This window comes from Micromonospora sp. DT63 (assembly GCF_049841615.1).
GTDB lineage: Bacteria > Actinomycetota > Actinomycetes > Mycobacteriales > Micromonosporaceae > Micromonospora.
Genome location: NZ_JBNCKQ010000004.1, coordinates 120,043 through 146,585 on the forward strand (window position 1 = coordinate 120,043; position 26,543 = coordinate 146,585).

Here is a 26,543-nt window from a genome sequence, read left to right on the forward strand (position 1 = left end):
GCACAGCGAAGGAGGGGCGGTCATGCGTCTGCACGTGGGATGCGCGATGTGGACCCACCGGTCGTGGCCGGGTCACTCGCTGCCGTCCGGAGAGCGCCTGCGGCACTACGCGAGCTGGTGCGACGCCGTCGAGGGAAACACGACGTTCTACGCGACGCCGGCTCGGGACACCGTGACGTCCTGGGCGGCGCAGACCGATCCCCGCTTCCGGTTCGTCCTCAAACTCCCCAAGGTCGTCACGCACGAACGCCGGCTCACCGACGTCGGCGACCCGCTGCGCGCCTTTCTGGACGCGATCGAGCCCCTCGGTCCCCGCGCCCACGCGCTCTGGATCCAGCTGCCGGGGTCGTTCTCACCCGCCGACGTGCCCGCCCTCGACCGGTTCCTCGGCCAGCTCCCGGGCTCCCACCGGTACGCCGTGGAGGTTCGCCACCCGGCGTTCTTCACCGACCCGCACGCGATCCGGCGGCTCGAGGAGACCCTCACCGCCGCCTCGGCCGAATGGATCCCCTTCGACACCACCGCGTTCTTCGCCAGTCCGCCGACCAGCGACGCGGAACGCGACGCCTGGACCAAGAAGCCACGGGTGCCGCTGCGGTCGGTCGCGCTGACCGACCGCCCGATCGTCCGTTACCTGGGCCGCGACGACAGCGCCCGGACGGTGCAGGGATGGCAGCGCTGGGTCGAGGTCGCCGCCGACTGGCTGCGCGAGGGTCGCTTCCCCACCGTGTTCATCCACACGCCGGACAACGCCGACGCGCCGGCACTCGCCCGCCGCTTCCACGACGAGGTACGGGCGCGCGTGCCGGGGCTCGACGCACTGCCCGAACCGATACCTGTCGAACCACTCACCCTCTTCTGACGCGTACGCCCGCGGTCACGCCTCCCGGTCGAGCAGGGCGTCGAGGTGATGGGCCGTGCTGATCAGCGAGAGGTGACTGAACGCCTGCGGGAAGTTGCCGATCTGTTCACCGGTGGGCGCGATCTCCTCCGAGTAGAGCCCCAGCGGCGTGCTGTACGTCAGCATCTTCTCGAACGTCAGCCGGGCGTCGTCGAGCCGACCGGACTGGGCGAGGGCCTGGACGTACCAGAAGGTGCACATGCTGAAGGTGCCCTCGGAGCCGGCGAGCCCGTCGGGCGACGCCTTCGGGTCGTAGCGGTAGACGAGGCTGTCCGAGACCAGCTCGTTGTCGATCGCCCGCAACGTCGACAGCCACATCGGATCGTTCGGCGCGATGAAGCCCACCCCGGGCATCGCGAGCAGCGAGGCGTCGGTGATGTCGGTGCGGTAGTGCTGCACGAAGGCCTGTCGTTCCGGATGGAATCCCCGAGCGACGACCTGCTCGTAGACGGCGTTGCGTTCGTCCGCCCAGCGGGTGATGCTCGCGGGACGCCCACGTGCGTGGGCGATGCGGATCGCGCGGTCGAACGCGAGCCAGCACATCATCCGCCCGTAGGTGAAGTCCTGCCGCCCGGAGCGGGTCTCCCAGATGCCGTCCTCGGGCTGGTTCCAGTTGTCGCAGAGCCAGTCCATCAGGCCGGCCGTCTTGCGCCACCCGTCGTACGACGTCATCAGCCCGCTCTGGTCGGCGAGATGCAGCGAGTTGAGCGCCTCGCCGTAGATGTCCAGTTGCACCTGGCCCGCCGCGCCGTTGCCGATCCGTACCGGCGCCGAGCGGCGGTACCCCTCCAGGTGGCCCAACACCTCCTCGGAAAGGTCCGGCGAGCCGTCGACGCGGTACATGATCTGCAGAGGCGAGTCGCCGTCGTGGGCGTCCCGGATGCGCGCTTCGAGCCAGGACAGATACGTCTGGGCCTCCTCGGTGAAACCGATGCTGAGCAGCGCGTGCACCGAGAACGAGGCGTCGCGGATCCACGTGTAGCGGTAGTCCCAGTTCCGTGGTCCGCCGATCTGCTCCGGCAACCCCGCCGTCGGGGCGGCGACCAGGGCGCCCGTCGGGGCGTACGTCATGAGCTTGAGCGTCATCGCCGACCTGTCGACCATCTCCCGCCAGCGACCGGTGTAGGACGAACGGGCGACCCACCGACGCCAGTAGTCCCTGGTCTCGGCGAGCAGTTCGCACGCCTCGGCGGTGCTGAGGGCCCGGGGTGCGTGTGGGCAGGCCGTCTCCAGGACGACGCCACCGATGTCGCCCGCGTGCAGCACGTTGGAGAAGCAGACGCCCTCGGCGTCGCGCTGGATCGTCCGCCTGTCGACGAGGCCCTCCGCGTTCATGAAGGGGGTCATGGTGAGGGAGAGGGTCGAGCTGCGGAAGACGTCGCCCTCCGGGTGGACCTCCAGCTCGTACGGATCTCGTGCGTAGTTGAACCGCGGCCGGCAGTCGAAGCGGAAGCGCATGGTCCCCCGGACCATCCGCACCAGCCGGATCAACCGGTGCCGGTCGGTGGCCTGCTCGCCCGTGACGGGCATGAAGTCCAACAGCTCCCCGACCCCGTCGGCGCTGTGGAAACGGGTGATCAGGATCGGCGTGCCGGGTAGGTAGAGCTGTTTGCTCGAATACTCGACACCGTCGGGAGACAGCTGGAAATGGCCACCTTTTCCACGGTCCAGCAGGGCGGCGAAGATGCTCGGCGAGTCGAAGCGCGGCGCGCAGAACCAGTCGATCGTGCCGTCCTTGCTGATCAGCGCGGCGGTCTGCAGGTCACCGATCAGGCCGTGCTCCTCCACACCCGGGTACGTCGTCTCCACGTTGGCTCCCGCCGTTCGTCGGACTGACGGCGGCGACTACCCGGCATACCGCGCGCTACACGGCTGGCCGTCTCCGTGTCGGGAGACGAAGCTGTCGGTGCTCGCCGATAGCGTGACCACCGGACGACATCGACGAGAGGACACCAGGTGAGCCTGCGCGGATTCGCCACCCTGAACATCTGGGCGGACGACGTGGCGGCGGCCACTGACTGGTACGCCCGATTCCTGGGCCAGGAGGCCTACTTCTCGCGGCCCGGTCCGGACGGGCGTCCCGCCTACACGGAGTTCCGCGTCGGCGACTACCAGGCGGAGCTGGGCATCATCGACCGCAGGTACGCGCCAGCCGGCTCGGCGACCGGCCCCGGTGGCGCTGTCATGCACTGGCACGTGGACGACCTCGACGCCACCGTGGACCGACTCCTCGCGATGGGCGCCACGGAATACCAGCCGATCACGTCGCACGGGGACGCCGGGTTTGTCACCGCGGCGGTGGTGGACCCTTTCGGCAACGTGCTGGGCGTCATGACCAACCCGCACTACCTCGACGTTCTCGCGTCCTTCAGGTCGGCCTGACCTGAACGTGCCCGACTTCCCCGTACGCCACCGCACAGCACTGATGGTCCCGATTGCGGGAAGAGCGACGCGGGGGCACCCGCCGTCGGCCAGGACGGCAGGTGCCCCCGCGATCGGGGCGGAGATCAGCTCAGCGAGCCGACCCCTCCGGGCTGTACGACGCCGTTGACGGTGAGTTGGTACGGCGCGTACTGCGTCACCTGCTCGGTCGGCTCGTCGTACGCCACCACGGCGACGACCTTGGGGAACGCGTCCAGCACGGCCAACTGCACCTTGCCGATCGTGACCTCGGACTTGCCGTTGGACTCGAACTGCCAGGCGATGGAGTGCTTCTCGTCGATGCCGATGAGCCGCAGGTTCCAGTTCTTGACCTGGGTCGGCCGGATCTCGGTGGGCGAGTCGAACGGCGTCAGGCTGGCGCCGTCACTTATCGTCTTCCCGCCGAGGGTGATGTCGTCGAGCAGCAGGCCGCCCTCGTTGACGCCGCCGTCGCTGACGTAGCGGAAGCCGAGCAGCACGGTCTTGCCGGCGTACGACGACAGGTCGTACGAGCGTGCCTCGAATCCGTCGGTCGTGCCGTTGAGCGCCGGCCCCAGCGGGCCCTCGACCGTGTGGTCACCGGGGATCGCCGTGTACGTGGCGCCGCCGTCGGTCGACACGGTCACGTAGCCGTAGTCGAAGCCGAGCTCCGCGCCGTACTTGGCGAGGAACCGCAGCGTCGGGTCCGCGGTCGGCACCTCGACGGAGGTGACCGCCGCCGAGTCGAGGCTGTTGGCGTTGCCGGAGAACAGCACGGCGTTGCCCGGACGGTCCGGGTCCGAAGTGGTGCTCGTCCACGCCAGCGGAAGCGCCGGCAGGGTCTTCGCGCCCTGGAACTTCACCGAACGCAGATCCCGACCGCTGAGCACCTTGCCCTTCGCGGCGCCGAGTTGCACATAGTCGGCGCCGTTCGGCGCGACACCCGGCGTGCCGTTGGCCGCCGCGCTGGCGAGGTTGACGGTGGAGCGCAGGCTCGGCGTGGTGACCCGGCTCTTGGCGACGCCGAGGGTGATGCCCAGCTTCGACTCGCCGACGAGCTTGTCCAGCAGGGTCATCGACTGGAAGTCGTGGACGACCTGGTAGACGTCGTGCACGCCGACGGTCTCCAGCTCGGCGTCGAGACTCGCGATGCCCTGCCGCTCGCCGTCGCGGTGCAGCCGGGACATGAAGGCCGCGCCGTAGCGGTCGTACAGGAACATCATCATCGAGTACGCGCTGCCGTAGTCGGCGAGCACCGCGTTCGGGTCGGGACTCTCGTCCCACAGGGTCAGGGAGTTCTCCGGCCCGCCGCACTCGCGAGGGTTGGTGTTGTACGGCGTCTGGACGGTGCCGAAACCCTGGTAGCAGTAGAGGTGGCTGTCCGCTCCCCGGTCGAAGACGGTGGCCTTCGAGTTGCTGTAACCGGTCAGCGACATGGCGAAGTCGGAGAGACCCTCGTTGATCCAGTTACCCTCGAACGGGTCGGTGTAGTAGTGCGCGAGGTGCTGCCACTCGTGGGCGAACGTGCCCTCGTAGCTGTTCGGCCGCGCGCCACGACTGGTGCACAGGTCGTCGGTGGGCTCGTCCGGCGGGTTCGCCGTCATCCGGTGCAGCCAGTCGAACGCGTCGACGGTCATCACGTTCCGGTCGAGCAGCTCGTTGAACTGCGCCGAGAAGAAGCCGGCGACGTAGGTCGGCGCGGCCGGGAACGTGTAGTAGTTGTCGTCGCGCACGTTGTCCACGAGGGTGACGGTCTTGTCGCCCGCACCCGTGTAGACACCGCCGTTGCCGTCGGCGTCCGGCCCGATCTGGGCGTTCGTGCCGTCGCGGTCCGGCGGGGTGCTGAAGGCGTTCGTCTCTTTCGGGTACATGTTGTTGTCGAACTCGTCGACGAGGTGCTGCACCTGCGTGTCGGTGATCTGCGTCGAGGACGGCACCTGGGCGCGGCAGTCGCCGGCCGGGAATGCCAGGTCGTTGGCGACCCAGACCTCGATGTGCTCACCGACGGCCCGCAGCGTGTAGTCCTTGCGGTAGACGGTGCCCTCGACGTCGTCGAGGCCGAGCCACTGCCGGACCGTACCGACCGCCGGCGTCTCGACGGTCGCCTTCTGCGCCTGCCGGCGGGCCTGGGTGCGCGGCTGGTAGCGCGGCGGCGTCGCGATGGGCCGCCCGTCGAGCGTGAAGTCCTTGCGGGTGAGCTCACGCATGTCGCTCGGCTGGGCGGCCTTCGACGCGGCGGGTTCCGCCACTGCCGGTGACGCCGCGACGACGACGGAGAGGGCCGGCAGGACGAGGACGGCGGCGAGCGTCCCGGCGATGCGGGTGCGTGCCATGGAACCTCCTTCAGGGGGTCTGACCCGGTGCCCGTGACTCGGCCGGGATGCCAGCCGCTCACGCTGATCATTTGACCGACGACACGGTAGCCCGAGGCAACCATGTCTCTCGACTGATCATGGGAGCGATCCATGTCACCCCGCCGACCTATTCCCTCGGCGTTGCCCGCGTGCTGACCCGAGGCGTCGCGGACCATCCCGGTCGCCGCCTGCTGGCGAGGCTTACGGCCTCAGCCGTCGTGGCGTCCGCTCACGTCGCCGGGCAGCCACCGCAGCGCGGCGTCGACAGTGTCCTCCGGGGTGCTGTTGAAGGCGATCGCGGCGCCGGGAGCGTGCTGCCGGACAAGGTTGACCACCCTCTCGAAGAGCGGGAGCAACGGCTCGTGCTTGCGGATGCCGCCGCCGACCACCACACAGGCGAAGTCCCGGCGGGTCAGCGCCTCGACGATCGCGGTCTCAGGGTCGTCGTCCGGCGCCACCAGGCACATGTCGGCCTCGACGCCGTGCTCCGCGAAACGGGCCTGACCGCGGGCTATCGCCGCGACCACCGGCTCCGGGTCCCAGCCCGGGATCCGCGCCGGATCAAGACCGATCACCAGTACGGGACCCAGCGCCATACGCACTCCTGTAGAACGGTTCACCCTCGCTCAACACCGTCGATGCTGCCACAGGTGGGCACTCAACCTGCCGGATGGCGGGCGGCCACCGGTGGCCAACTGAGCTGCGCTACGGGAGCGGCACGTTCGGGAGCTGGTCGTCGTCACGGCCGATCTGGGGCAGCCCGGCGGCGGTCGCGATGGCCTCGACGGCATCGTCCAGTCCGGTGGTCTCGGGCAGGACAAGTTCGTCGGGCCAGCCCAGGACGTCACGGGCGACGTACCAGCCGCTCATCTGCTCGGCGGTGAACTCCGTGGCCTGCGGGCGGGTGAGGTGCCGGCGCAGGGTCTCGGCCAGGGACACGTCGAGGTAGCAGAACAGCGACCGCCCTCGGTGGCCGTCCCGCAGCGAGGTCAGCATGCTGCGATAGCGGCTGCTGTGCATGATGCCCTCCACCACGACGTGATACCCGTGGTCGAGGGCGAACCGAACGGTCTGCCCGATCAACGCCGGTGCCGCACCGCCAGGCCTGTCCCGTTCGCGCAGGACGATGCGGCGCAGGTAGTCCTGCTCGACCAGGGCGCAGCCCCGGCCGTGCCGGCGTCGTAACTCGCGGGCGATGCTGCTCTTGCCCGAGCCGGAGTTTCCCCGAACGCAGACGAGGATCGTATCCGGGCTGCCCGTGAGTTCGGCGAGCATGACGCTGGCCGTCACCCGCCGCACCCGATCACGTTCGAGGTCGCCCGTGGACGCTCAGGGCCGACGCTGCGGCAGGACGAGCAGCGTCACGGAGTTCGCCGGGTACGTTGCGCTGACGCCGCCCCGGGCCACCCGGACATCCGCACCCCGGACGATCGAGGTGAGGTCGGCCGGGCTGTAGGTGAACCGCTGCGCCTTGTCGCCGCCGCGGAATCCGGCGAGCGCCAACCGGGAGGTCAGATCGCCGCCCGTCTTGTTGACCACCAGCACGGTGAGCGCCTTGTCGGACGAGCGTTGCGCGGCGTAGACCGCGAGCTGACCCTGATCGCCGCTGACCGCCGACACGCTCACGTCACCGAACCTGCTCCCGGCTCCGTCGTAGTTCCGGTACATCCGGAACGCGTACGCGCCGGGGTCGGTCGGTTTGGGTTCGCCCCAGATGGTGGCCAGGTCCAGACCCTCGCGCCCGAAGATGCCGAGGACGTCGGCCTGCGCGAGGGCGCCGTTGATGTCGTCCAGCGCGCCCCAGTTGTACTCGGTGATGGCGACCTTGGTGCCGGGGTAGTACTGCGCGACCCATGCCTTCATCTGGCGGATGAACTGCAACGGCGGCGCGTTCACCCCGCCGGGGCCGATCCACGACTCGTCGACGTACGTCGGATCCCACAGCGACCGGGTGGACCGCAGCCGCAGCGCGTTGGAATCCGGGTCCTTGCCGCCGCTGATCTGCGGATAGTAGTGCTGATCGAAGTAGTCGAGGAAGCGCTTCCCGCCGTGGGCGTCGCTGAAGTCCTTCATGTTCTTCAGGTACCACTGGGACAGGTTGAGCCCGCCGTGCGCGGCCGCGTCGGCCCCCGGCGCGCACCCGTCCACGCCGGACGCCACCCATTCGCAGTAACCCCAGCCGGAGGGGCCGAGCACCGCGGCGCGCGGGTCGGTGGCCTTGATGGCCGCGGCGGTCGCCGTGCCCTTGCCGCCCAGCTCGTCGTAGCTCACCGGGTCGGGATGCACGTCGCGGTGGGTGGAGTTCCACAGCACCGGCTCGTTGTCGAGTTCGTAGATCGACACGCCGCCGCGTGACGCCGGACCGAACTGGGTCACCAGATGCGACACCATCTCGCCGGCGAACGACGCGTCGGCCGGGATCGAGGTGTCCGTGGGGAGCGCACCGGTCAGGTTCGCGTCGGCGTGCCGGCCGTTGCCGCAGTTGGGGTCCCACTGGTCGAACGAGTCCTGCTCCGGGAAGCGGGTGGCCGGGAAGCCGCAGGCGAACGGGTGTGACGAGGGCGAGTCCTTCGCCACCCATCCGATCAACGGCACGGCGACCACCTGCTTGGTCCCGTGGTCCCGGTTTCGCTGGACGAACGCCTCGACCGTGTTGTCGGGCCCGGCCACGATGTTCTCGAAGTACCAGTCGCTGCCCGTGTTGTAGGTGTGGTTCTTGAAGTTGTAGCGGCTGGTCGCATTACCGCCCCAGCGGGCCACCGGCGTGCCGAGTTCAGCGACGAGCGACGGGTCGCCGCCGTTCATGCCGTAGATGTCGGGGCTGATCTTGTGGCGGGCGGCGGCCACGTCCACGGCCAGGGTGAGGTCGGCGGCGGCCTTCGCCGGGCCGGCGACGGCCTGGGTGGTCAGCAGCCCCGCCACGAGAGATCCGGCCACACCGATCACCGTGGCCCGGCGCGGCTTGCGCCGTCGTTGCACACCCATCAGAAACTCCTGCCGCCGATCAGTCCGGGACGGACCGAACCCACGAACACATTACTTGTTGTCTATCTCAAGTCAATCGATTGAGGTCGATAAGATAGTCATATTCGTACTGGTGGCCGCCACCGTCAGGTGCTCTACGGGTACGCGACGTTCGGCGACCACGATGCCTCCTCGGCTCCAATCGCCGCGGACGGTGGGGTCGTAGCCAGCGGCGGCATGGGAGCACGTCATGTCACTCCCGGATCCCCATCTCCGCCACCAAACCCCTGTCGAGGCGGTACACGTGCGTGACAGTGTGGTCGGCGAGTTCGCTCTGGTCTTGTCGTGGACCACCTGGCCGGATGGCGAACAGTCCACCCGGGCTGGTCCATCGGCGACGGATACCCATAACAGTTGCAGAGCGCCGTGTGCACAGTGATCCGTTGGACCCCGCCAGCTTGGCGGTACCCGCCATCCAAGGCCTTGGCCTGTCATGTGGCTGCGGCTGGTTGCTTCTGCGCATGGGTGAGGCTCTGCCGGTATTCCAGTGCCTCGGGGATCTCCTCGTACTGCAGTAGGCTGCCAGCCAACTTCAGCAGGTGCAGCTTGGCCTCTTCCGGAGTGGCGTAGAAAAACTCGCGGCGGTGGTTGACCAGGTTGACACGTCGGTCGGCCAAACGAGCGTGCATCTGCGCCTCGATGCCGACAGCGTCCTCGGAGAAGAACAGGGCGTGGACGTCAAAGTTGAAGGGCACCGAGGCGTCACTGAGTTCGCGCACCCGGTCCAGCGGATCCAAGCGACGGGTCATGCCGACCTTGACCATCTTCTCGCCAAACGCACCGAGGTTGGAGATCACATACACGTAGCCAGCCCTGACGTTCGCGGCCCGCCGGTCGACATCCTGGAGCGCAGTGTCAATCTGGCTCAACCGATCCTGCATCTGGGCTGCCCCATCGATATCACCCTTAGCCTGAAGGACCGTCATGGCATTGGCGTAGTGCTGACGTTCCTTGTCCAGCCGAGCGCGTTCGCGCTCGATCTCCTGCTGAGCACGTCGCTCTTCGCGGAGCCGAGCCTTCTCCTCGCGTTCTCTGTCCTTCTCCTCAGCCAGCTTCTCCTGGTAGTCGGCGGTGAGTTCAAGCTCCTCCACCCGCAGCCGGTGGTACCCCTCGGCAATACGAATGTCCATCGTCTTGCCGAGCTTGGCGATGGTCGCAGCTACCTTCCCCAGCCGCTCGACGGCCGAGGCGAGCTTGTACGGCTTCAACCCTCGTACCAGGTTGTCCGCCTCGGCGTTGTAGGCACGAAGCATGAGCTTGGAAAAATCCCGAATCATAGCCCGACCCTCGGCAGCCGAGCCGTTGACCGTCCACCCGGTGGCGGCCTTGACAGCGCCTCCGTCCTTCCTGGTCATCGCCTTGATCCGCTCCTGAAGGCGGCTTAGCTGGCTCTGGTAGGCGACCGCGTCCGACAGGGGGTGCCGGTACTGATAGACACCTGCCTCCTGGAGTAGCGCAGTCTCCTCGGTGACCACAATCTGCTGCCGGAGACCGCGCAAGTGCCGATCGAGTTCGGCCTTTTGCGCTTCACCCTTCGCAGCCTGGTCGGCGACCTCACGGCCAAGTCGAGCCCGATGCTGCTCAAGCTCGATCGCAGACAGCATGCCAAGCCGTGACATCTCTGCCCGCAGACCCGTCAGCTCCACCCTCACCTGGTCCAACTCGCGGCGAAGATGCTCATTTTCCACAGCGAGTTCGCGTGCCTTGCCACGCGCACCGAACAGGGGAATCTCGGGACTTTCGCTGCGCTGCTGGGAGACGACGACGGGGGCCACAGCAACCTGCCGAGCGACCGCAACGGGCGCTGCCTCGGCCGGAGCTGACGAGTCGGGGATCCATAATTGCCACCCGGACGGAGGAGGGCCCCACGCGGGATCCGGCTTCCAGCCCGATGGCGGGATCCATCCAACAGGCGGAGCCGGCCAGTTCGGTGGTGCATTAAAGCGGTATCCCATCATTGCCCCCAAGGCTTCACCACGGCCCGACGAAGGTAGCGCCGCAGTCCTCAAGGCAAAATCGACAACTCGGATCGGCAGTTCCAGCCATCCAGGCGGCCACCCTTAACCGACTGGGGACTTCAGTCCGGTTACCGACAGGAACGAGCGTTGGCGACTTTCCGATCTTAAGCGGGGCCTGCGGCTAGAGACGGTCCGACCCGTGGAGGGCTCGCAGCCCATCGATGAGGATCTGGGCGTCAAAGCACGGGCGGCCACAAGTAAGGAGCCGCGATCATGGGCAAGGGAACGTCACCCTCCCTGTAAGCCCAAGAAGCCTGCACGGTAAAGAACACTCTATCTACTTTCTTCCGGACCGGCTGATCGTCCGCCACGGCAGACGGTACGCCCGCCTCCCCTATGCCGCAGAAAATGCCCATGCGCAGCCACAGCGCTTCATTGAGTCGGAAGCTCCACCGGCCGACGCTCAATGCGTCGGAACGACCTGGCAGTACACCAACAAGTCGGGAGGTCCGGATCGCCGCTTCAAGAACAATAGACAACTACCGATCATGCTGTACGGGCGACTTACCCTCACCAGTTCGGACGGACTGTTGATGGTCTAGGACTTCTCTCAGCCTGACGTAGCGGCATCATTGACCGAAGCGCTCAACCGAATGCGGTAATCGCTGCCATCGAAGAGCTCGGTGACTCGGCCGGTGATGTTCCAGAACCCACGGAGCATCGGTCAAGGCAGCGAACACCATCATCAGCTGCGCCTCCGTCCCTGGTACTCGAACTGAGCGCGTGATCAAGCGGCATGAGCTTGCCAGTGCCTGCCACGCGGGAGATGGTCCGGTTCCTCGGGCGACCGCCCACCGCCCCCATACGCGAAAAAGGCCCCGGCCCGGTGTGAACCACCAGGTCAGGGCCTTGATCGTTGGTGCGCCGCCAGGGACTCGAACCCCGAACCCGCGGATTAAGAGTCCGCTGCTCTGCCAGTTGAGCTAGCGGCGCCCGCTGACAACGACGAGCACGCTAACACGCCCTCGACCCGGCCCTGCGACCCGTCCCCGGGGCCGGACGCGGTGCGTTCAGTGCGCGGGGTTCGGCGTGTGCGGCAGTTTGCCGAGTTGGCGCCAGTTCGTCTCCGCGACGTCAACGCCGTAGTGCTTCGCGGCGGCGAGGATGTTCTGGAACGCCAGGTCGCGCTCCTTGTCAGTGACACCCTGCACCTGATCGAAGCGGGCGACGGCGTTACGGACGTGACTCGCGTCGGTCATCGGCTCCTTGCGCTTGTCGGGGAACGCGAAAACGCTCTCCGGCAACTCACGCTTGTCCTTCTCCGACAGGCCGCCGTGCTTCTCGTGCGGCTTCCAGGTTGTCTTCATCACCCACCATTACCCACTTGTTGTCCGGTAGCACATGCTGGCCGGACGAGGTGTGGGCGGAGATGCGGACAGCCCGGGGCCGGGCCGTCATCGGCCCGGCCCCGGGCGCTGTCGGTCGGTCAGCTCCGCAGGCTCCACTGCTGGTTCGGGCCACCGTTGCACGACCAGAGGATGATCTTCGTGCCGTTGGCGCTGGCGGCGCCGTTGGCATCCAGGCAGAGCCCGGATTGGCCGTTCGTGATGGTGCCGTTGGCGTTGACGTTCCACTGCTGGTTGAGCCCGCCGTGGCAGTCCCAGATGATGACCTGGGTGCCGTTGGCCGTGCCGGCCCCGGAAGCGTCCAGGCACTTGTTGCCGTACACCATCAGCTGCTTGCTGGCGGTGGCGGTCCACCGCTGGTTCGCGCCCCCGCCGCAGTCCCACAGCTGCACCTGGGTGCCGTTGGTGGTGGACGAGTTGGGGACCTCGACGCAACGGCCGGACTGGCCGCCCACGAGCTGCCCGCCCTGCTGGCTGCCGCCCCCGCTCTGCTGCCGGACGATCGACGTCGATTCGGCCGACCGGTTGCCCTGTGCGTCGACGACGTAGAGCCGGTACTCGCCCTGACTCGTCGGCACGGCGATCGACGTGGCGGTGCCGGAAGCCCTGGTCATCGTCGGCCCGGCGGTGAAGGTGGTCGTGCCGTACGGAGCCAGCCAGACCGACTTGGTGGCGTCGCCGGTGCTCCGGATCGGGATCGACGCCGTGGCGCTGGTGACGAACGTGCTGGCCGGCAGCACATAGTTCGGTGCGGAGAAGTTGCTCGCCGGAATGATGTCCCGGTAGGCGTCCTCCAGGCCGGAGTTGGCCGCGATGGTGTACGCCGCCGCCGGCCAGACGTAGTCGGAGGAGACGAGGATGTCGGCGACCGTGCTGTTCGGCAGGTTCTTGTTCGACACCTTGTTGATCGGGCCGTAGATCTGCGTGATGCTCAGATCGTGCTTCCGACCGAAGTCGTCGGAATTGATCATCCAGGTGACGTTCTTGTCGATGCTCAGGACGTTGTCCCGGAAGGTGATGTACGCCGACCCCTCATCCGGGTGCAGTCCGTACTTGTGGCCCGAGGGCACGCCCTGGAGGTAGTTGTTGGTGATCGTGGTCCCGGGCTGGCTGCCCAGCGTGTAGATCGGCGCCGTGTCGCTGAGGCGCTGGACCGTGTCGATGATGTGGTTGTAGCTGATGGTGTTGTTCCGCGCCGTCGTGGTCGGCCGGTTGGGCGCGATCGAGCCCGACGACCCGTCGAAGTTCCACCAGCCCCAGCCCATCGTGATGCCCGACCAGGGGGCCTTCTCGATCCGGTTGCGCTGGATCGTGAGGGTGTCGACGAAGTACGCCGAGATGGGGCTGTGCCCGTTGAACAGGACCGCGCTGTCGTACAGATAGTTGTTCTTGATCTCGATGTTCTTCGGCAGCCCCTCGACCTGCGGGAGGTACTTCTCCCGGTTGCTCGACGTGCCGTCTCCGATGTAGACGTGCTGCGGATGGCCGACGTCGATGGCGGAGCCGGCGACGTCATTGGTGTAGTTGCCGATCAACTGCGAGTTCTGCACGTCGTTGACCATGCTGATGCCGTCGGCGCCGGTGTGCTGGATCCGGTTGCGTTGCAGGAGGATCCCGTCGGCGTTCTGCACCTGGACGATGCCGGGCGTGACGTCCACGTTGCGGTAGTAGTAGACGTGGAAGTTGCCCTTGGCGTACACCTGGGCGCCGAGGTTGCCCTGCTGCGCCTGCTTGAAGGACGAGCCGGCGACGTTGAACAGGTTCCAGTCGGAGTGCTCCACGGTCAGGCCGGAGAACGTGATGTTGCGCGCGTGGCTGCTCGTCGAGGCGCCGGCGACCCGCAGCAGGGTGGCGACGTTGTTCGGCGCGTAGACCGCGGCGGTCGACATGTTGTCGGCGCTGGCCTTGTAGTAGTAGACCGTCTTCGTGCCCTTGTCGAAGTAGAACTCGCCGGGGGCGTCGAGGAACTCGTACGCGTTCATGAGTTTGTGGCTGCCGCCGACCTGGGCGTTGCCGTTGAACGCGCCCTGCGCGATGGCCGCGCCCGGCTGCTGGAACAGGGCGACCCGGTTCGCGCCGTCCGTGGTCACCTGGCGGACCCCCACGATGGCGGTGGTCCAGGTCGTGCCCGTCTCGATCTCGATGTCGTCCTGGTTGCGGGGGATGGCGGGGAAGTCGCTCTGGCTGTACTTCGCGCCGTCGCACTGCGAGCCCGACTCCCACGCCCAGGACGCCTGACCGGCGGTGACGTTGTACGTCCCGTAGCACCCCGCCGAACTGACGGTCTTGGTCGCCATCTGCGCCCGCTTGTCGTTGACGTAGAGCGTGCGCAGCTTGGTGCTGCGATCCAGCGGCGCCTTCCAGATGTTGCCGCTGTGCTGGGTCCACCCGGTCACCTGGACGCCGCCGTCGAGGACCGGCGTCTCGCCGGGATAGGCGGCGTAACTGATCCGGAACCCGTTGGTGCCGGAGTCGCTGGCGCCGAACTCGATGGTGCTGGTGACCGGGTATCTGCCGCCGCGCAGGTACACGGTGATGTCGCCGGTCATGTTCGCGTTAACACTGCGGACGGCGTCGCGTGCGCGTTGCACCGTCTTGAACGGCGACTGGAGGGTCCCCGCGTTGCTGTCGTTCCCGTCCGGGGCGACGTAGTAGGTCTCCTGAACGGCGGCCGCGGCCGGGCGCTGCTGTGACATCACGGCGGGCACCGTGGCGGCGATGAGCATCGCCGCCGCGATCAATGCCGTTCGGGTGGTGGATGCGGCTGTTCTCACGTGCTGTCCTTCCTGGTCGTCGACGTGGTGCCTGAGGCGTGTATCGAGCGACGAGCAGGGAACAGCGACGCCACTTAGGACCGGCGGGGGCACCTGCCGCCCGGCCGCACTCTTTTGCCAATCGCTACGAACTCTCTCCGGGAGCGTAAGTCACACGTGTGACGACTGCAATACGAGATTGTAACCCGTCTATGCGTAAATGCCTTCTAAATAGGTCAAAGGGGCCGGCTGACCCCCATCGCCATAACGGATCATCCGATGAATTCGCAGGCCTGGCGCTTCCACCGAGGCAGCACGGTCCGGGACGGCTCGGGCCGGGGCGAACGGCACCCCGGCCCGAGCCGACGCGTCACCTGAGGGAGAAGTCCGCCAGCCGCAGCGCGGAGTCGAACACCAGGTACACGTCGTGGGTGCCGGCGGTCCGGGCCACCTCGGCGCTGACGCTCACGTACCGGTAGTCGTCGCCGGTGCCGGGCACGGTGGCCGTGCCGAGCAGCCGGCCGGTGGGCGAACCCAGCCGGACCTGGATCGTGCCGGCGCCCACCGCCGCCCTGGCGACCCTCGCCGTGAAGGTGTGGGCGCCGGGGCGCAGCGCGGAACCGGCGAAGGCGATCCACTGACCGGCGGCGGTGGCGCCGACGGCCGTACCCCGCGCCTTCGTCTCGTCGACGAGCCGGACCCCCGCGTACCTGTCGAAGTTCTCGGCCCGGGTGGTCCGGGAGAGGTCCCGGGCCGGGATCGTCGCACCGCGCACCGCGACCGCCGTCCGGGCCCGGATGTCGTCCGCGTTCGTGCCGACCAGCAGGTCGTACGTGGACGACTCGACCACCCACCGGCTGCGGGTGACGTCCCAGTTCGCCAGGTCTTCGACGGGCAGCCGGAGCGTCACGGCCCGGGTCTGCCCGGGTGCGAGCTGCACCCGCTGGAACGCCTTGAGCGCCCGGATCGGGGTCTTCACCCGGGAGGTGCGCTGGTGGGTGTAGAGCTGGACGACCTCGGACCCGGCTCGGCTGCCGGTGTTTGTCACGTCGACGCTCACCGAGATCGTGCCGTCGGCCGCGACCGAGCGGGCGTCGGTGCGGGGCTGGCCGTACCGGAACCGGGTGTACGACAGCCCGTGGCCGAACGGGTAGAGCGGCTTCGCGGTGCTGTAGAGGTAGGTCTGCCCGGACGAGATGATGTCGTACTCCAGCAGGTCCGGCGGTAGTTGCCGGTCGGAGCGGTACCAGGTCTGGGTGAGCTTGCCGGACGGGTTGCGGTCGCCGAACAGGACGTCGGCGACGGCGTGCCCGGTCTCGGCGCCCGCGTGGGTGGTCCAGACGATCGCCGGAACGTGCTCCTGCTCCCAGCCGATGGTGACCGGGTAGCTGGTCTGGAGCACCAGCACGGTGTGCGGGTTGGCCTTGGTCACCGCCTTGACCAGCGCTTCCTGGCCGGCGCTCAACGCCGTCGAGGTCCGGTCGTGCGCCTCGCGCCCGTTGATGAACGGGTTGCTGCCGACGACCAGGACGGCGGTGTCGGCCGCCTTGGCCGCCGCGACGGCGCGGTCGACTCCACTGCTGACCACCTCGCGGGCGAAGTGGGTCGCGTCCGCCGCGGTGGACGCGCCGAGCGTGAGGGCGCCGCCGTCGCCGACCGTGACGTACGTGTTGGCGCCGAACCAGCTCTCGGTCGTCTCGTAGCCGGTGTAGCGCAGCGCGACGGTACCGTCGGCCTGCGGCTCCAGCGTGAACTGCTGCTGGACGTACCAGCCGTTCGGCTGTTCGTCGCGGGTGATGAAGGGCCCCCAGTTGTAGCCGAGGTAGCGGCCGTTGGCGGCGTTGCGCAGCGTCACCACACCCTGGCCCCAGTCCACCGCGTCGAACTGGGCGGCGAGCGAGGCGGTGGCGCCGGTCGCGGCGACCGGGTCGGCGTCGGTGGTGCCGGTGGCCGTGACGTACCGGCCGGTCGCCGGGTCCTTCAGGGCGATCCGGTCGGCGCCGTCGAGCCCGCTGACGCTGGCGGAGCCGCCCAGCCGCTCGCGGATGCCGTCGAGCGCGGTCACCTCGTACGGCAGGTCGGCGCCGTACCAGTCGGAGTAGAGGGTGCCGGCCAGCGGGCCGAGCACTGCCACCTTGCGGGTCCGGGACGGGTTGAGCGGAAGGGCCTGTCGGGAGTTCTTCAGCAGCACCATCGCCGCACCGGCGGCCTGCCGCGCCAGCCGCTGGTGCTCGGGGCTGTTGATGACGTCCGGGGTGATGTCGCCGTACCGGCCGCCTCCCGGGTCGAACTCACCGAGGCGGAACCGGACGTTCAGGGTCTCGGAGATCCGGGCGTCGATGTCCGCCTCGGTGAGCAGGCCGGAGGCGAGGGCCTGCTTGATGGCGGTGACCGTCGGCTGGGCGTTCGTGTCGTCGGTGATGAAGCTGTTGACGCCGGCCTTGATGATCGCGGCGTTCGCCTCGGGCTGGGTGGCGTAGTAGCCCTGCGAGGCGACCAGGTTGTTCGGCGCCCAGGCGTCGGTGACATTCATCAGCGGCTGGTCGGTCCAGCCGCGCACCACAGTCGCCAGATCCGGGTCAACCGTGGCGGGACGGCCGTTGACCAGGTTGTACGAGGCCATCACCCCGGTCGCCGCGTCGGCGGCGATGGCCGGCCGGAAGGCCGCGCGGTCGTACTCGTTGAGCACCCGTGGGGGCACGTTCGACGAGGTGACGTCGCGCCGGACCTCGTTGTTGTAGGCCAGGTAGTGCTTCAGGGTCGGTGCGCTCTTGAGGTGGTCCGGGTCCCCGCCGGTCATCCCCGAGCCGTACGCGGTGGAGATCTTCGCCGTGAGCAGCGGATCCTCGGAGTAGCCCTCCTCGTTCCGGCCCCACCGAGGGTCGCGGAGCAGGTTGACCACCGGCGCCCAGAGGTTCAGGCCCCAGACCCGCGGGTTCTGCGCGTGGTAGCCGCGCGCCTCGTCGCCAACGGCCGAGCCGACCCGCTGGATCAGGTCGGTGTCCCAGGTGCTCGCCATGCCCACCGGCTGCGGGAAGGACGTGCCGCGAGCCTTCACGACCGCGCCGTTGTTGTCGATGTCGGTGGACCAGGCGACCCCGTGCAGCGCCTCGGTGCCGGTCTTGAACAGGCCGATGCCCAGCCGGGGAACCGCCGGCTGGTACTGGTGCAGCCACGAGATCTTCTCGTCCAGGGTGAGCCGGCCGAGCAGGTCGTCGACCCGGGCCTGCACGGGCAGGTGGGGATCTCGGAACGGGTAGGTGGGTTCGGCGTGCGCCGTGCCGGGAACGGCCGGTAGGACGAGCAGTGCGAGCGCGAGCGCGGTGATCCCGCGCCGAAGGCGCCTGTTCCGCATGCGGTTTCTCCTCATGTCGTACGAGCGACGTCACGAAGGACGCCGAGACCGACCGGCGTGGCCAGGCTCGACACCCGGTTGACGGGCCTGAACGACGGATCGTCGAAGCGCTTCGACGATCCGGCCGCAGGGACCACGGCCATGATCTGGTGATTTCGGCAACTATAGATGTGAGCCGATGGGCTGCACCAGTGGCGGCGGCTCCGGGCCGGGCGGGGCCCCACCCATTCGTCGACCAGGCGGTTCCGTTGATCAAGCGGGTAAACTCGTTACCGCTGCGTGCTGCGCTGTCCGCACGGCATCCACGGGCGCGGCCGGACAGATACGACCGGTCGCTCGGTCACGAGCCCGCAGTCGACCGCCGAAATCCGCTCCGCGCCGCTGAAGGGGACGTCATCAGGTGAGCACGCACTCGATGTTGCTGTTCGTGCTCGCCGCCGTCGCGGTCATCGTCGCCGTGCGATGGGTCGCGGCCCACACCGGCCTGCCGGCGGCCGCGCTGCTGCCGCTCATCGGCATCGCGTACGCGCTGCTCCCCGGCCCCAACATCGAGCTGGATCCCGACCTCGTGCTCATGGTCGTGCTGCCGCCGTTGCTCTACAGCGCCGCACTGGACTCCTCGCTGCTGGACATCCGCCGCAACCTGCGCATCGTGGTCAGCCTGTCCGTGCTGCTGGTGCTCCTCACCGGAGTCCTCGTCGGCATCGGGTTCCACCTGTTCGTCGCCGGCGCGACACTCGCCGCCGGGATCGCGGTCGGCGCCGCCATCGCGCCGCCCGACCCGGTGGCCGCCCTCGCGGTGGGCCGCCGGGTCAACCTGCCGCCGAAGATGGTCACGATCATCCAGGGCGAGGGGCTGCTGAACGACGCCACCGCCCTGACGATGCTCAGCGTCGCGGTGGCCGCGGCCGTGGGTGGCGAGTTCTCGTTCCCGGGAGCCGTGGCGAAGTTCCTGCTGGCGGCGATCGGCGGAATCGCAGTGGGCGCCGCCGTCGCCTGGCTGGTCCGGCTGGCCCGACCGCTCACCACCGACCCGTTGATGTCCAACGCCATCTCGCTCGCGACACCGTTCGTGGCCTACCTGCTGGGCGAGGAGCTGCACGTCTCCGGGGTGCTCGCCGTGGTGATCGCCGGGCTGATCGTCGGCCACCAGACGCCCCAGCTCGGCTCCGGGGCCGCCCGGTTGCAGACCAGCGCCGTGTGGCGGCTGGTCGACTTCCTCCTCGAAGGCTTCGTCTTCCTGCTGATCGGCCAGCAGCTCCCCGAGGTCGTGAAGGGCCTGCGCCAGTACGACACGTCGACAATCGTCATCGCCGTCGCGGTGTCGGTCGGCGTGGTGCTGCTGCTGCGCCCCGCCTGGCTGGTGCTGACCCAGTCCCTCCCCCGGTCGCTGCACACCCGGCTGGGCGGCGTCTCCGAGCAGGACGACCCCGACGAGCCCGGCAGCAGCGCCCGCCAGATCGCCCGCGCCGACCGCAACGCCCAACGGCTGTCCCCGCGCGAGGTGACCGCGCTGAGCTGGTCGGGCACCCGTGGTGTCATCAGCCTGGCCGCGATCTTCACCCTGCCGTTGACCACCCACAGCGGCGCCCCCTTCCCCGACCGCGACCTGCTGCTGTTCTGCACCTTCGTGGTCGTCCTGGTCACACTCGTCGGGCAGGGCCTGACGTTCGCGCCGCTCGTGCGCAGGCTCGGGCTACGCGCCAACGAGACCGACCAGGCCCGCGTCCGCAACGAGGCCCGCTCGGCGGCGGTCGAGGCCGCCCTGGCCCGCCTGGACGAGGTCGCCGTCGAGGACCCGGACAGCGCGGTGGCCGTCAACACCACCCGCACCCAGTTGCTGGCCCGCCTGGCGCGCTACCGCGGGCGGCTCGACCTGCTCGAACAGAGCGAGTCGTCCGAGATACCGACCTCACCGGAGTACGAGACGGCGCTCCAGGTCCGCCGGACGGCGATCGACGCCCAGCGGGAGGAACTCGTGCGCTGGCGGGACAGCGGTCGGCTGCCCGACGAGGAACTGCGCGTCCTGGAACGCGAACTCGATCACGAGGAGCTGCTGCTGCCCAAGCGGACGTCCAGCTGACCGGCCGACCCTGCGGTCAGTCGTGCTGGCCCCGGCCTATCGCCAGGCGCACCAGCGCCGCACCCTCCTCGGGGTCCAGGCCGCTGGCGATGAGCAGGTCATGGGCGATGGTCCGGAACTCGCCCACGGCGATCATCCCGGAGTAGCCCAGACGGTGACTGTGCAGGCGGGTGGGGTCGCGGGCGGACAGGCCCTGCGCGCGTCCGACCAGCTCGACCGCCTCCAGGATCCGCTCGCGCGGCTCCCGTGGCTCCTCTCGGGCGATGATCGCGCCGCGTAGGTCCTGCGCGCTGTCGGCCAGCAGGTCGATGGCGGCCGAGAGCTCCTCCGGCAGCGGCTCGTCGTCCTTGAGCGCCGTCGTGAGCCGCCTCGCCAGAGATCGGCAACTGTGCAGGCTGCGTTCCAGATGCCGGACCGACTCCGCGTGAATGGCGAACGAGTCGCGTTCATGCCAGCGCAGCGGCGCGAGTCGAACCACCTCCCCGGCGGCCTGCAGCCCGTCCCGTAACGCGATGATCTGCGGGCCGATGTTCCGCAGCTCGCGCAGGGCCTGCTCCGCCTGCCCGAGATCACGCACGCGCAGCGCCGCCGCCACATGGTGCATGGCGACCACCGCGGGGCCGACCACGGGCTCGGCCAGTCGGTGCAGTGTCCGCCGCGGATGGATGGGCACCAGCAGCAGGCTGACCGCCAACCCGATCAGCCCTCCGACCGTGGCGTCCACGAACCGGGGGATGGACAGGTCACGGACCGGTGGTTCGAGGGTGGCGATGAGCACCGCCGTACCGCCGGCCTGGGTGAGCAGCGACCCGCCACCCTTGAGCAGGATGGCCACGATGATCGCCAGCAGGACGACCCCACCGGTCTGCCACGGGCCGATGCCGAACAGCGGCATGAGCGTGTCACCCACGGCGAGCCCGAGCACCACCCCGACCAGCAACTCGATGGTGCGCCGCAGGCGGGAGCCCATCGCGGCGGCCGCGATGCCGACCGCAGTGGTGGGCGCGAAGACCGGCGACGGATTGCCGAGGAACCGGTACACGACGAACCACGCGAGCCCCGCCGCGACGGCGGCCTGCACGGCGAGCAGCCCGTAGAGCCGGAAACGCCAGGCTCGTACGCGCCACGCCTCGCGCGCCCGCTCCCGCAGTGCGGCGAACGCCCGGTCGGCGCGAGAAGGCCGGTGCGGTGGTGGGCCCGGTTCGGCTGCCGAATCCTCGCTCGCGGGCATGCGGGCCGCATACCCACCGGACGCGCACCTATCCGCGCCGCCGACGCCCGCGCGGGCCCTGTTGACCGCCGCCCCGCCGGTGCGGGTGACACCGACCGGCGGGGCGACGATCACGGTATGCGGACTACCTCTTGGCGATCTTGATGGTCGCCGTACGGTAGTTGTTGCGCCTGTCGTTCTTCGTGGGGTCGTAGTTCTTCTCGATGTTGCCGGCGCTGTCCACCGAGAACCAGCGGAACGTCGTCGTCTCGGTCACGTGGAACACCTGCCCCGGCTCCCGGAACTCGGTGGCCGCGTAGCGCGGCGACTGGAGCGTCGGTCGGCTGCCGTCGGTCGTGTAGTAGATGGTGGCCGGCTCGCTCGTCTCGAAGCGCACGTCGACCGGCCCGCGGTACGTCCCGGCGCCGGGAACGAGCTCGGACGTCGGGTTCTTCCGATCCCGGCCCCAGTCCGCCGCGACCCGGAACATCTCCATGATCCCGTTGGCGTACTCCATCGTCTCGGCGTGGCCGCTGACCAGCTCGGGGTTCCCCACCCACTCCGGCTGGAACGAGCCGCCCTGCCAGTCGCCGGTGGCCGGGTTGTAGACGGAGCCACCGACCTCCCAGCCGAACGCGTAGATCCCGTAGGTGTAGTACAGGTCCTCGCGCACGTTGCCCGCGGAGGAGTAGAGGACGTCGGACGAGCCGCCGACGTTCTCCGGCGTGACGACCGTCTCCCGGTGCGCCTTGACCTGCGACAGGATCCGGGACGCCGACTGCCAGTAGAACGCCTCGTCGCCCAGCGGCGGACGCGGCGTGGTGATCCGCCCGTCCGCGATGTACGCACCGGGCTGCCAGAACAGCTGCCCGCCGTTGGAGTGCACGGACATCATGAACTTGATGTTCGAGTACTTCTCGACCAGCCAGATGATGTTCTTCGACTCCGGCTCGGACAGCTCCTCCGGCCCCTGGTAGGTGCCGCTGACGCAGTTGGTCGACCCTCCGGCGTAGCCGTCGTGGCCCGACCCGACCCGGTAGTTCCGGTTCAGGTCGACGCCCCAGGAGTTCCGCTGCCCCGGGTCGGCGGTCGCGTTCGGGCAGTGGTTCGTCATGTTCTTCCGCTGGGAGGCGAAGTTGTAGAAGCTGTAGTTCGCCCCGTCGGGGTTGTTGGAGAGGATGAGGAAGACGTCGGTGTTCTCGACGATCTTCTTCGTCTCCCGGTCGGACCGGTAGTTGTACACCAGGCGCTCGGCCGACTCCAGGCTGGTCGTCGCCGGCACCCACTCGCGGGCGTGGTCCTGCGCCTGGATGAGAACGCCGGGCTTGCTGCCGTCACGGTGCTTGCCGATCCGCAGGACGGGGATGGTGACCGGGCCCCGCGGCACCTCACCGTCCGGTGCGCCGACGCGCTTCTGGTCGAGGAAGTCGGTCAACGCGACCGGGCCGGCCGTCGCCGCGACGATGCCGGTGCCCGCGTTGGTGCGGTACGGGTGCGCCCGGTCGATGAGGCCCTGGGACCGGGTCATCAGCGCGTCCGCGACCTGGGTGGCCGTACTCGCCGGAGCGCCGGAGGCGTCGGTGCCGAGCAGGACGCGGACCGCCTTGCCCGCGACCTCCACGGTGAGCGGGAGGTCCGCCCCCGGCCGGTCCACGAACTCGACAGTGACGTCGTTGCCACCCTCGTGGCCCCACGCCGCCGAGCTGACCACGACTGCCGACTGACCCGTACCGCCGATCGTGGCCTGCGCCTTGCGCTGGTAGCCGTTGGTCTGGTTCGGGAGGTAGACGATTTCGGCGATGTCCGGGTACTGGCGGGCGATCTCCTTCGCGCGGCTGTAGAGCTGCTGCGGGTGCCGGTAGCCGTCCACGAAGTCGGACTTGTAGGACGGGTTCGCCGTCAGCGGCGGCGGAGCGTCCTCAAGCCAGTCGGAGACCGTGCCGGTGGCGACGCCGCCGGTTGAGCTCGTGACCCGGATCTGGTTCGGGCGCGCGTCGAGCTTGAACAGGTTGCGGTGGAACATGTACTGCCCCGAGTCGACGAAGCGGCTCATCGTCCGGGCGAAGCCGAACGGCGTGGCCCTGCCCGAGTCGTTCTCGAGCTGCATCTCGACGACCGGTTCGGCCTGCTGCCCCTCCGTGGTGCGCGCCTCGACGTAGAGGAAGCCCTGGCCCTTGGTGGTGAACCAGTCGGCACGGGCGATCCGTACCGTCGCCTCGTGGCTGGCCGGTTGCGCCACCCGCGCGGCAGCGCCCGCGATGCCGCCATCGGCCTCGTCACTCCAGCCGAACCCGACGCCACCGCGGAGGACCTCGACGCCCATCGCCGTCAGTTCGGTGATCTGCTCGGCGGTGACCACCGCCTCGCCCTCGATGCCGGTCGGCACGCGCCGGAGGCCGTGTTCGAGGTCGAAGCCGGCAGCGACGACCTTGTCCAGCATGTCGGCGCCGGCCAGCTTGACGTGTACGCGGCGTACCTGGTCCACGGTCTCAAGCTGGGATGGCGCGGAGCCGGCCGTGGCGGTCGGACCCGCGGGATCCGCACCCGCTGGCCCGGTCGACACGAGGACGCCCGCCATCAGGGCGGGCAGCACCACAAACGCGATGCGCCGTTGTCTGCGTCGCATTATCCCCTCCTTCGTGTTCACACTGATCCACATAGGACGGACGGATGACGCTCGCGCATCCTGGGTCTGAGCACGGGTGATGGTTGGCGTGGCGAGAAGGTCCGGGGCCCTGCGCGAGTCCGGTGAGCGTATGCGGATCTTCATCGGCATCGGCCGGGATCAACGTAATTTGAGCATTACTTGAGGCATCGCGGGTGCCTGCGGTCGCCCGCCTTCGCCCAGCCCCGGCGACCACCCGTGGTTGATCCGCCGCCGGCCGGGTAGCTGAACACCATGCGACTACCGACCCTCGTCAAGACCGCGGCGGCGGTCACCGTCACGGCCGCCGCCGGGACAGCGGTGAACGACACCTCCAACGGCTGGTACCGGCGGCTGCGCAAGCCGAGCTGGCAGCCACCGCCGGTGGCGTTCCCGTTGGCGTGGACGCCGCTGTACGCGTTGATCGCGGTGGCCGGCGCCCGCGTACTGGACCGCACCGACGGTGCCGATCGCGCCGCCTTCACCCGCGCCTACGCGCTCAACCTGGCTCTCAACTTCGGCTGGAGCGCGTTGTTCTTCAAGGCCCGCAGGCCCACCGTCGCGCTGGCCGAGATCGCCGCCCTCAACGCCTCGAACTTCGCGCTCGTCCGCCGCGCCTCCCGCGTCGACCCGGTCGCGGGTGCCGCGCTGGCCCCGTACGCCGCGTGGACGCTCTTCGCCACCGCGCTCAACGGCGCCATCGTCCGCCTCAACAGCACCAGGTGACAGCTCAGTTTGTGTGACCTGAGCGGGCCGCAACCCATCTCCACGGTGTACGACGATGTCCCGTGAAGGCGAGGTTGTGAGCGTGACCTATCACGCGTACCCGAACAGAACCGACCTGTCGGCGGTGGTGGACGCGGCCCGCCGCGGTGACCACGCCGCGACTGACGAGTTGGTCTCGCACTACCTGCCACTGGTGTACAACATCGTGGGACGGGCACTGAATCGATCCGCGGACGTCGACGACGTCGTGCAGAACACGATGTTGAGCGTCGTACGAGGGCTGGCGGGCGTACGCGATCCGCGGCTCTTCCGGTCCTGGCTGGTCGCCGTCACCATGAACGAGGTCCGCGCCTACCGGCAGCACCGGCACACCACACCGACGCCGCCGGAGGACATCGACAACATGGTCGCCCCGGGTTCGGACTTCGAGGATCTGACCCTGACCCAGCTGCGCCTGTCCGATCAGCGCCGGGAGGTCGTCCTGGCCACGCGCTGGCTGGACGACGACCACCGCCACCTGCTCTCCCTGTGGTGGCTGGTCGAGGCCGGTCACCTGTCCCGCGCCGACCTGGTCGACGCGCTGCAGATCGACCCGCACCACGTGACCGTCCGCGTGGCCCGGATGAAGGCGCAGTTGGACACCGCTCGGCTGGTGGTGCGGGCCCTCATCGCCCGGCCCGGCTGCGCCGGCCTCCTCGACACGGCCGCCGACTGGGACGGTCAACCGGCGCCGGTGTGGCGCAAGCGGCTCGCACGCCACATCCGCGACTGCACGTACTGCCCGAACACCACCTCGGACCTGGTTCCCGCCGAGCGGCTGCTCGCCGGCCTCGCGCTCACGCCGGTCCCGGCCCGCCTCGCGTCGGACGTCTCCCACCAGGTCCAGCTCGTCGCCTCCTCGCAGGGCGCCACATCGGCAGGCGCGTACGCGAAGGCCGGGATGGTGCCCAAGGCCCGCCTCACGGCACTGTCGCTCCCCAAGACCCTGGTCGGCGCCGTCGCGGCCGTCGCCCTGGTAGCAGGGGGCGGGCTCGTCCTCACCACCTACGCCGACGGGCCGACGAAACAGCCGGCGAGCGCCGCAGCCGCCGAGCCCTCGGCGCAGGTCACCGACGCCGCCCCCGAGCCGAGCGAACCTGCTGTCGAGTCGCCCTCCCCCACAGCGCCCGTACCCTCCCCGAGCGCCGCACGCCCGAGCCCCACCCCCAGCAGATCGGCGACGCCGACGCGTACCTCGTCACCGACGCCGAGCAGGCCGGCCAGGAAGTCGACCGCCGCCCTGCCGGCCGGTGTGTCCGCCGCCGAACAACGCCTCCTGGTGCTGCTCAACGAGCGACGCCGCGCGCTCGGGCTGCCCGAGGTCAAGATGCGCACCAACGAGCAGGACGCCGCGGAGGCCTGCGTGAAGCAGAACCTGGACGCGGGCACCTTCACGCACTGCGGGCACGAGGTCCTGTTCGCGTCGTCGGGCAACTCCTCGCCCGAGCAGATGATCGAGGCCTGGTTCAACAGTCCCGGCCACAAGACGGCACTGACCTACGCCAGCTCCCGCTTCGCCGGCCCCGCCATCGTCTCCAACGGCACCCGCCAGATCGCCGCCATCACCATCGACTACTGAGGCTCGCCGGCCCGGGAGGGACCCCCGCCGGGGACGGGTGGCGAGAATCAGGCGGACCCTGGCATTTTCGCCTCTCGTCCTCGGCGGTGGGCCTTCCTACGCTCCTTCCGA

General features: G+C 69.0%; 16 protein-coding genes and 1 tRNA gene. 5 read left to right on the top strand and 12 right to left on the bottom strand.

Features of this window, described 5'->3' with window-relative positions; genetic code table 11:
- Positions 1–46: 46 nt before the first annotated feature.
- Positions 47–862 (top strand): DUF72 domain-containing protein, encoded by an 816-nt coding sequence (locus ACLQ27_RS16365; RefSeq protein WP_357494288.1) that lies wholly within the window; start codon positions 47–49, stop codon positions 860–862.
- Between the two features lie 15 nt (positions 863–877).
- Here ACLQ27_RS16365 and ACLQ27_RS16370 read toward each other — a convergent pair whose 3' ends face one another.
- Entirely contained in the window at positions 878–2,710 is a 1,833-nt protein-coding gene (locus tag ACLQ27_RS16370; RefSeq protein WP_357494098.1) for a glycoside hydrolase family 15 protein, read from the bottom strand.
- Positions 2,711–2,857: 147 nt separating this feature from the next.
- Between ACLQ27_RS16370 and ACLQ27_RS16375 the strand changes: the two genes are divergently transcribed.
- A complete protein-coding gene (locus ACLQ27_RS16375) occupies positions 2,858–3,283 on the top strand; it encodes a VOC family protein (protein WP_234581386.1) in 426 nt (141 codons plus the stop codon).
- Positions 3,284–3,408: 125 nt separating this feature from the next.
- Here the strand turns inward: ACLQ27_RS16375 and ACLQ27_RS16380 are convergent, their stop codons facing one another.
- The 9 genes from ACLQ27_RS16380 to ACLQ27_RS16420 form a co-directional block, all read right to left on the bottom strand.
- Positions 3,409–5,634 carry a peptidase M6 immune inhibitor A gene (locus ACLQ27_RS16380; protein ID WP_425867444.1) on the bottom strand — a complete coding sequence of 742 codons (2,226 nt, stop codon included), beginning with the start codon at positions 5,632–5,634 and terminating at the stop codon, positions 3,409–3,411.
- A 230-nt stretch (positions 5,635–5,864) separates the two neighbouring features.
- Entirely contained in the window at positions 5,865–6,251 is a 387-nt protein-coding gene (locus tag ACLQ27_RS16385) for a hypothetical protein (protein ID WP_425867445.1), read from the bottom strand.
- A gap of 109 nt (positions 6,252–6,360) precedes the next feature.
- Positions 6,361–6,930, bottom strand: coding sequence for a kinase (locus ACLQ27_RS16390; protein ID WP_425867866.1), 570 nt, complete (start codon positions 6,928–6,930; stop codon positions 6,361–6,363).
- Positions 6,931–6,984: 54 nt separating this feature from the next.
- Complete coding sequence (locus tag ACLQ27_RS16395) at positions 6,985–8,640, bottom strand: glycoside hydrolase family 44 protein (protein WP_425867447.1); 1,656 nt, start codon at positions 8,638–8,640, stop codon at positions 6,985–6,987.
- A 470-nt stretch (positions 8,641–9,110) separates the two neighbouring features.
- Complete coding sequence (locus ACLQ27_RS16400; RefSeq protein ID WP_425867449.1) at positions 9,111–10,454, bottom strand: DUF4041 domain-containing protein; 1,344 nt, start codon at positions 10,452–10,454, stop codon at positions 9,111–9,113.
- A 1,100-nt stretch (positions 10,455–11,554) separates the two neighbouring features.
- Positions 11,555–11,630: transfer RNA gene (locus tag ACLQ27_RS16405), tRNA-Lys, on the bottom strand.
- Positions 11,631–11,707: 77 nt separating this feature from the next.
- Positions 11,708–12,004 (bottom strand): DUF6582 domain-containing protein, encoded by a 297-nt coding sequence (locus ACLQ27_RS16410; RefSeq protein ID WP_234581390.1) that lies wholly within the window; start codon positions 12,002–12,004, stop codon positions 11,708–11,710.
- A gap of 119 nt (positions 12,005–12,123) precedes the next feature.
- A complete protein-coding gene (locus ACLQ27_RS16415; RefSeq protein WP_425867451.1) occupies positions 12,124–14,817 on the bottom strand; it encodes an RICIN domain-containing protein in 2,694 nt (897 codons plus the stop codon).
- 349 nt (positions 14,818–15,166) lie between these two features.
- Positions 15,167–18,151: a glycoside hydrolase family 3 C-terminal domain-containing protein gene (locus tag ACLQ27_RS16420; protein WP_425867453.1), complete on the bottom strand. Its 2,985-nt coding sequence runs from the start codon at positions 18,149–18,151 to the stop codon at positions 15,167–15,169.
- 415 nt (positions 18,152–18,566) lie between these two features.
- On the opposite strand from ACLQ27_RS16420, the gene ACLQ27_RS16425 reads away from it, so the two are divergent.
- Positions 18,567–20,234 carry a Na+/H+ antiporter gene (locus ACLQ27_RS16425; RefSeq protein ID WP_357494284.1) on the top strand — a complete coding sequence of 556 codons (1,668 nt, stop codon included), beginning with the start codon at positions 18,567–18,569 and terminating at the stop codon, positions 20,232–20,234.
- A 16-nt stretch (positions 20,235–20,250) separates the two neighbouring features.
- Here ACLQ27_RS16425 and ACLQ27_RS16430 read toward each other — a convergent pair whose 3' ends face one another.
- Positions 20,251–21,465, bottom strand: coding sequence for an FUSC family protein (locus ACLQ27_RS16430; protein WP_357494084.1), 1,215 nt, complete (start codon positions 21,463–21,465; stop codon positions 20,251–20,253).
- Positions 21,466–21,589: 124 nt separating this feature from the next.
- Positions 21,590–24,070, bottom strand: coding sequence for a M14 family metallopeptidase (locus ACLQ27_RS16435; RefSeq protein ID WP_425867455.1), 2,481 nt, complete (start codon positions 24,068–24,070; stop codon positions 21,590–21,592).
- Positions 24,071–24,343: 273 nt separating this feature from the next.
- On the opposite strand from ACLQ27_RS16435, the gene ACLQ27_RS16440 reads away from it, so the two are divergent.
- Positions 24,344–24,814 carry a TspO/MBR family protein gene (locus ACLQ27_RS16440; RefSeq protein ID WP_030331183.1) on the top strand — a complete coding sequence of 157 codons (471 nt, stop codon included), beginning with the start codon at positions 24,344–24,346 and terminating at the stop codon, positions 24,812–24,814.
- Positions 24,815–24,896: 82 nt separating this feature from the next.
- Entirely contained in the window at positions 24,897–26,432 is a 1,536-nt protein-coding gene (locus ACLQ27_RS16445) for a sigma-70 family RNA polymerase sigma factor (RefSeq protein ID WP_357494079.1), read from the top strand.
- The last annotated feature ends 111 nt before the right edge of the window (positions 26,433–26,543 follow it).